We start from the raw sequence: 5995 nt of genomic DNA, 5'->3' as shown, positions 1-5995 counted from the left end.
CAGCACGCCATGGCGCCACAGGTCCAGCGCGCAGTTCAGCGCGGTCTGGCCGCCCATGGTCGGCAGGATGGCGAAGCCACCGCTGGTCTGCGGGCGTTCCTTGGCAATGATCTTCTCGACCGTCTGCCAGGTGATGGGCTCGATGTAGGTGACGTCGGCCGTGGCCGGGTCCGTCATGATCGTGGCCGGATTGCTGTTGATCAGCACCACCCGGTAGCCCTCTTCGCGCAGCGCCTTGCAGGCCTGCACGCCCGAGTAGTCGAACTCACAGGCCTGGCCGATGATGATCGGGCCGGCGCCGATGATGAGGACGGTCTGGATGTCTGTTCTTTTGGGCATGGTTCGCTTCTATCGTTGCGCGCGGGCCGCTCAGGCCTGGCGCTGGGTTTCCAGTGTGTTCAGCAAGGCCTGCACGCGTTCGGCGGGCACGTTTTTCTGCATCAGTTGCAGCAGGCCGTCGCCTTCGATGATGGGGCGCAGCACCTCGACCTCGGCCGGGTAGAACAGCGCATCCCAGGCCGCCAGCTCGGTGTTGAAGGTCTCGTCGTCCCAGGTCTTGCCCTTGGCCAGCAGCGTCACCAGCGGCGAGGCCTTGTTTTCGACAAAGGCCTTGCGGTAAGGCTTTTGCGCCCAGCGCTGGGCAAACCACTCTTTGTGGGGCGACTCCAGCGTCAGCATGCGCTTGGCGATGGCTTTTTCGATGGCAAAGACCGGGAAACCGAAGAGCTTCATGTCATCAGGCCTGGGTGCGTTCCTGCATCAGCGCGGTGAAGCGGTCGAACAGGTAACCGATGTCGTGCGGGCCGGGCGAGGCTTCCGGGTGGCCCTGGAAGCAGAACGCGGGTTTGTCGGTGCGGGCCAGGCCCTGCAGCGTGCCGTCGAACAGGCTCACGTGCGTGGCGCGCAGGTTGGCGGGCAGCGTCTTTTCGTCGACCGCAAAGCCGTGGTTCTGGCTGGTGATGGACACGCGGCCGTTGTCCAGGTCTTTGACCGGGTGGTTGGCACCGTGGTGGCCGAACTTCATCTTGAAGGTCTTGGCCCCGCTGGCCAGCGCCATGATCTGGTGGCCCAGGCAGATGCCGAAGGTGGGCACGCCCGAATCGATGATCTCGCGTGCGGCGGCGATCGCGTAGTCGCAAGGCTCCGGATCGCCCGGGCCGTTGGACAGGAACACGCCGTCGGGCTGCAGCTTGAACACCTCGGCCGCGGGCGTCTGGGCCGGCACCACCGTCACCTTACAACCGCGCTCGGCCAGCATGCGCAGGATGTTGCGCTTGACGCCGAAGTCGTACGCCACCACGTGGAACTGGGGAGCGGTCTGTTCGCCGTAGCCCGAGCCGAGCTTCCACTCGGTCTGCGTCCACGCGTAGGGCTGGTCCACGCTCACCACCTGGGCCAGGTCCTGGCCAGCCATGCTGGGTGCGGCCTGGGCAGCGGCAATGGCCTGGACGCGGTGAGCCTCGGTGATCGCTTCGCCCGCGGGCAGTGCCAGGATGCAGCCGTTCTGCGCGCCGTGGGTGCGCAGGCGGCGCGTCAGCGCGCGGGTGTCCAGGTCGGCAATGGCGACGGTGCCCTCGCGCTGCAGGAACTGGGACAGGGTCTCCGTGCTGCGGAAGTTGGACGCGAGCAGGGGCAGGTCTTTGATGATCAGGCCGGCGGCGTGGATGCGCGTGGCTTCCACATCCTCACCGTTCACACCGGTGTTGCCAATGTGCGGGTAGGTCAGCGTGACGATTTGCTGGCAGTAGCTCGGATCGGTGAGGATTTCCTGGTAACCGGTGAGCGAGGTGTTGAACACCACCTCACCCGTGGTCTGACCAGTGGCACCGATGGCAATGCCAGTAAAGACCGTGCCGTCGGCGAGCGCGAGAAGGGCTTTCGGGTGGACGGGAAGCACGGTTTTCTCCAGAGGTTGTCGAAACACACCCGCGAGCCAGTGAGCAGCGCCCCCAGACATGCGCGCCCGCTCCCACAGAGGCCGCACACATGAATGCGACCAGGGGAAAAAGGACGGGAATCTGGGCCGTTGGCCGGGACGGACGCAGCAGCTGGCGTCGATTGCGGGTAAACCCCGGAATTATAGCCGCTCGCCTTGACCCATCGGCCCGACAAGCCGCCTGAAAAGGGGCTTGCCCAAGGCGTGTGAGCGCCTCAAACAGCGTCTTTGCGTGACGCCGCGCTGGCGTGCAGGCAGATCGCCGCTGCCGCGGCCACGTTCAATGACTCTTCACCACCCGGCTGCACGATGCGCACCGAGGCGCTGGCCTGGCCTTCCAGCTCGGCTGAGACACCCTGCCCTTCGTGGCCCAGCACCCAGGCGCAGGGCCAGGGCAGACGGGCCTGGTGCAGGTAGTCCCCACGGTGCGAACTGGTCACCAGCAGGGGGACGTCCAGCGCGGCGAGGTCGTCCACCGCCAGGCCTTCGACCAGGTGCAGCGCGAAGTGTGCTCCCATGCCGGCGCGCAGCACCTTGGGCGACCAAAGCGCCGCGGTGCCCTTGATGGCCAGCACCTGGGCAAAACCCATGGCGGCGGCGCTGCGCAGGACGGAGCCGACGTTGCCGGCGTCTTGCAGGCGATCGAGCACGACGGCGCCCTGCCCGGCTCGCAGCGCAGTGGCGACCGGCAGGTCCCACACGAAGCCAACCTCGGCCGGCGATTCCAGACCGCTGATGCTGGCCATGAGCGCGTCGGGCACCGTGACGATGTGGTCGGCCGCATCGCGCAGGTCGTGCGGGGCCTGGGGCCAGAAGCTGTCGGTGAACACGGCGGTGGCGGGCCGATGGCCGCGCGCCAGCAGCGCCCGGCACAGGTGGTCGCCTTCGAGCCAGACCTGCCCCTGCTTGCGGTAGGCCGTGCTGTCTTGCGCCAGCAGGCGCAGGCGCTTGAGCAAGGGGTTGTCGCGCGAGGTGATGGGGCTGGGTGTGCTCATGGGGTGTGCGGTGTGACGGCGGCCAGCGCACGGGCTACAGGGGCGAAGCTGCGCCGGTGTTCCGGCAGCGGCCCGTGCTGTTGCAGCGCCTGCAGGTGCTGGGCGGTGCCATAGCCCTTGTGTTGGGCGAAGCCGTAGGCCGGGTGGCGCAGGTCCAGGGCTTCGAGCTGGCGGTCGCGCGTGACCTTGGCCAGAATGGACGCGGCCGAAATGGCGGGCACGAGCGCGTCGCCCGAGACAATGGCTTCGGCCAGCACGTCCAGCGGCGGCAGGCGGTTTCCGTCCACCAGCACCTTGGCGGGCTTCAGACGCAGCCCGGCCACGGCGCGCTGCATGGCCAGCAAGGTGGCCTGCAGGATGTTCAGCCGGTCGATCTCTTCCACCGATGCTTCGGCAATGCTGCAGCACAGGGCCTTGGCGCGGATCTCGTCGTAGAGCTTTTCGCGGCGTTTGGCGGTGAGCTGCTTGGAATCGGCCAGGCCCTTGATGGGCTGGAGGTCGTCCAGGATCACCGCCGCGGCGACGACCGGCCCGGCCAGCGGCCCGCGGCCGGCTTCGTCCACGCCGGCGATGAGGCCCGGGACGTCCCAGCTGAAGGCGGCCTGTTCAGCCTGCCAGAACTTTTTCGATCGCATCGGTGGCCAGTTGCGCGGTGTCGCGGCGCAGCAGGTGGTGCAGGTCGGTGAAGCGTTGCCGCAGCTGGGCGCAGCGCTCGGGTGCATCGAGCCAGGCCAGCGTTTCGCGGGCCATGGCCTCGGGCGTGGCGGCGTCCTGCAGCAACTCGGGCACGACAAAGTCGCCGCAGAGGATGTTGGGCAAGCCCACCCAGGGCTGCAGCTGCTTGCGCCGCATGATCTGCCACGACAGCCAGTTCATGTTGTAGGCGATGACCATGGGGCGCTTGAACAACGCGGCTTCGAGCGTGGCAGTGCCGCTGGCGATCAAGGTCACGTCGCAGGCAGCCAACACGGCGTGCGACTGACCATCCAGCACCGTGAGTGCCTCGCCCAGGCCGCTGGCCGCGGCCAGCTGGCTGATGCGTTCGCGCAGCGCGGGCACGGCGGGCACCACGAAGCGCAGGCCGGGGCGGGCTTTGCGCATGAGCGCGGCAGCGTCAAAGAAGCGCCGGGCGAGGTACTGCACCTCGGACGCGCGGCTGCCGGGCAGGATGGCGACAACCGCGTCGTCGTCGCGCAGGCCCAGCGTCTGCCGAGCCGCGGCGCGATCGGGCTGCAGCGGGATCACATTCGCCAGCGGGTGACCGACGTAGGTGGATGCAACCCCGTGCTGCGCCAGCAGATCGGGTTCAAACGGAAAGATGCACAGCACGTGGTCGGCGCTGCGGCGGATTTTTTCCACCCGCTCGGGGCGCCAGGCCCAGATGGACGGGCAGACAAAGTGCACCGTGCGCACGCCCTGTGCTTTCAATGCGGCTTCGAGGTCGAGGTTGAAGTCCGGCGCGTCCACACCCACAAACAGGTCGGGCCGGTCGGCACCGAGCAGGCGCTGGCGCAACTGGTCGCGGATGCCGACGATTTCGCGGTAGTGGCGCAGCACCTCGATGTAGCCGCGCACCGCAAGCTTTTCGCTCGGCCACCAGGCGGTGAATCCCTGCTCGGCCATGCGTGGGCCGCCGATGCCGCCCATGGACACCTCGGGCCAGCGCTGGCGCACCCCCTGCAGCAACAGGCCTGCGAGCAGATCCCCCGACGTTTCGCCGGCGACCAGCGCAAAACGTCTGGGTTCGGTCATGGGGGTCAGCGGACGATGCCGCGCTGCGGCGATGCCTGGCGCAAGAAGTCCAGCATCATGGCCACGTCGGGCGCGGCGTCCGGGGTTTTCTCGGTCAGGCCTGCGATGCGTTCGGCCGCCTGGTCAAGGGTCAGGTCGTCCCGGTACAGCGCCTTGTGCATGGCCTTCACGGCCGAGATGCGCTCCGGAGAGAAGCCGCGGCGGCGCAGGCCTTCGAAGTTCATCGAACGCGCAGCGGCCGGCTGACCCTGGCACATGACGAATGGCGGCAGGTCGGCGAACAGCAGCGAGCACATGGCGGTCATGGCGTGGTCGCCGATGCGCACAAACTGGTGCACCACGGTGAAACCGCCGAGGATGACCCAGTCGCCCACGGTGACGTGACCGGCCAGTTGCGAGTTGTTCGCGAAGATGGTCTTGTTGCCCACCACGCAGTCGTGCGCGAGGTGCACGTAGGCCATGATCCAGTTGTCGTCGCCCACCACGGTCTTGCCCAGCGCACCAGGCGAACCGATGTTGAAGGTGCAGAACTCGCGGATGGTGTTGCGGTCGCCGATGACCAGCTCGCAAGGCTCGCCCGCGTACTTTTTGTCCTGCGGGATCGCCCCCAGCGAATTGAACTGGAAGATGCGGTTGTCGCGGCCGATGGTGGTGTGACCCTCGATCACGCAGTGCGCGCCGACCGTGGTGCCAGCACCGATCTTCACGTGCGGACCAATGACGGTGTACGGACCAACGGTGACACTGCTGTCGAGCTCGGCCGCCGGGTCCACCAGCGCGGTGGGATGGATGTTGCTCATGCGCCCGCGTCCGTGGCTCAGGCGATGGTGCGCATGGTGCACATCAGTTCGGCTTCGCAGACGACTTCGCCGTCCACTGTGGCCACGGCCTTGAACTTGAAAATGCCGGCCTTCATACGGTCCAGCGACACGTCCATGATCAGTTGGTCGCCCGGCTCCACCGGGCGCTTGAAGCGCGCACCGTCGATACCAGCGAAGTAGTACACGGTCTTGTCGTCGGGCGTCGTACCCACGGTGTCGAAGGCCAGGAGAGCCGCAGCCTGGGCCATGGCTTCGAGCTGGAACACCCCTGGAAACACTGGGCGGTGCGGGAAGTGACCGGTGAACTGCGGCTCGTTGATCGAGACGTTCTTCAAAGCCTTGATGCGCTTGCCCTTTTCAATTTCCAGCACGCGGTCCACCAGCAGGATGGGGTAACGGTGCGGCAATTGCTTGAGGATCTGGTGGATGTCCATCATGGCTCGGTCTTCTTCTGTTGTGCTTGTTCGAGAGCCTGCTCGACGGCCTTGAGG

7 protein-coding genes and 1 pseudogene are annotated in these 5995 nt (G+C 67.0%); all 8 read right to left on the bottom strand.

From position 1 onward, the window contains the following. A pseudogene (gene carB / locus ACR2JA_RS13150) lies at window positions 1-339 on the bottom strand (carbamoyl-phosphate synthase large subunit); the annotation flags it as partial. 30 nt (window positions 340-369) lie between these two features. Next, complete coding sequence (locus ACR2JA_RS13145) at window positions 370-732, bottom strand: hypothetical protein (RefSeq protein WP_310567766.1); 363 nt, start codon at window positions 730-732, stop codon at window positions 370-372. A 4-nt stretch (window positions 733-736) separates the two neighbouring features. Beyond that, window positions 737-1897, bottom strand: a complete 1161-nt coding sequence (gene carA, locus ACR2JA_RS13140) for a glutamine-hydrolyzing carbamoyl-phosphate synthase small subunit (protein WP_434009530.1) — start codon at window positions 1895-1897, stop codon at window positions 737-739. A gap of 254 nt (window positions 1898-2151) precedes the next feature. After that, the gene (locus tag ACR2JA_RS13135) at window positions 2152-2931 is read right to left on the bottom strand and encodes a TrmH family RNA methyltransferase (protein ID WP_434009529.1); all 780 of its coding nucleotides are present in this window, start codon (window positions 2929-2931) and stop codon (window positions 2152-2154) included. Further along, a complete protein-coding gene (gene rnhB, locus ACR2JA_RS13130; protein ID WP_434009528.1) occupies window positions 2928-3566 on the bottom strand; it encodes a ribonuclease HII in 639 nt (212 codons plus the stop codon). The genes ACR2JA_RS13135 and rnhB overlap by 4 nt, the downstream gene beginning before the upstream one ends. After that, window positions 3538-4683 carry a lipid-A-disaccharide synthase gene (lpxB, locus tag ACR2JA_RS13125; protein WP_434009527.1) on the bottom strand — a complete coding sequence of 382 codons (1146 nt, stop codon included), beginning with the start codon at window positions 4681-4683 and terminating at the stop codon, window positions 3538-3540. The genes rnhB and lpxB overlap by 29 nt, the downstream gene beginning before the upstream one ends. Window positions 4684-4688: 5 nt before the next feature. Beyond that, on the bottom strand, window positions 4689-5483 hold the full coding sequence (gene lpxA, locus ACR2JA_RS13120; protein WP_434009526.1) for an acyl-ACP--UDP-N-acetylglucosamine O-acyltransferase: 795 nt from the start codon (window positions 5481-5483) through the stop codon (window positions 4689-4691). 17 nt (window positions 5484-5500) lie between these two features. After that, a complete protein-coding gene (gene fabZ / locus ACR2JA_RS13115) occupies window positions 5501-5941 on the bottom strand; it encodes a 3-hydroxyacyl-ACP dehydratase FabZ (RefSeq protein ID WP_434009525.1) in 441 nt (146 codons plus the stop codon). Window positions 5942-5995: the final 54 nt, after the last annotated feature.

The sequence above is a fragment of the Hydrogenophaga sp. genome (assembly GCF_051007235.1).
GTDB lineage: Bacteria > Pseudomonadota > Gammaproteobacteria > Burkholderiales > Burkholderiaceae_C > Hydrogenophaga.
Note: the sequence above shows the minus strand (reverse complement) of the source record. Positions and strands in the feature narration are given on the sequence as shown.

Coding starts and splice junctions, on each gene's coding strand:
- ACR2JA_RS13145 (WP_310567766.1), bottom strand. CDS start 732: ATGAAGCTCTTCGGTTTCCCGGTCTTTGCCATCGAAAAAGCCATCGCC.
- ACR2JA_RS13135 (WP_434009529.1), bottom strand. CDS start 2,931: ATGAGCACACCCAGCCCCATCACCTCGCGCGACAACCCCTTGCTCAAG.
- rnhB (WP_434009528.1), bottom strand. CDS start 3,566: ATGCGATCGAAAAAGTTCTGGCAGGCTGAACAGGCCGCCTTCAGCTGG.
- lpxB (WP_434009527.1), bottom strand. CDS start 4,683: ATGACCGAACCCAGACGTTTTGCGCTGGTCGCCGGCGAAACGTCGGGG.
- lpxA (WP_434009526.1), bottom strand. CDS start 5,483: ATGAGCAACATCCATCCCACCGCGCTGGTGGACCCGGCGGCCGAGCTC.
- fabZ (WP_434009525.1), bottom strand. CDS start 5,941: ATGATGGACATCCACCAGATCCTCAAGCAATTGCCGCACCGTTACCCC.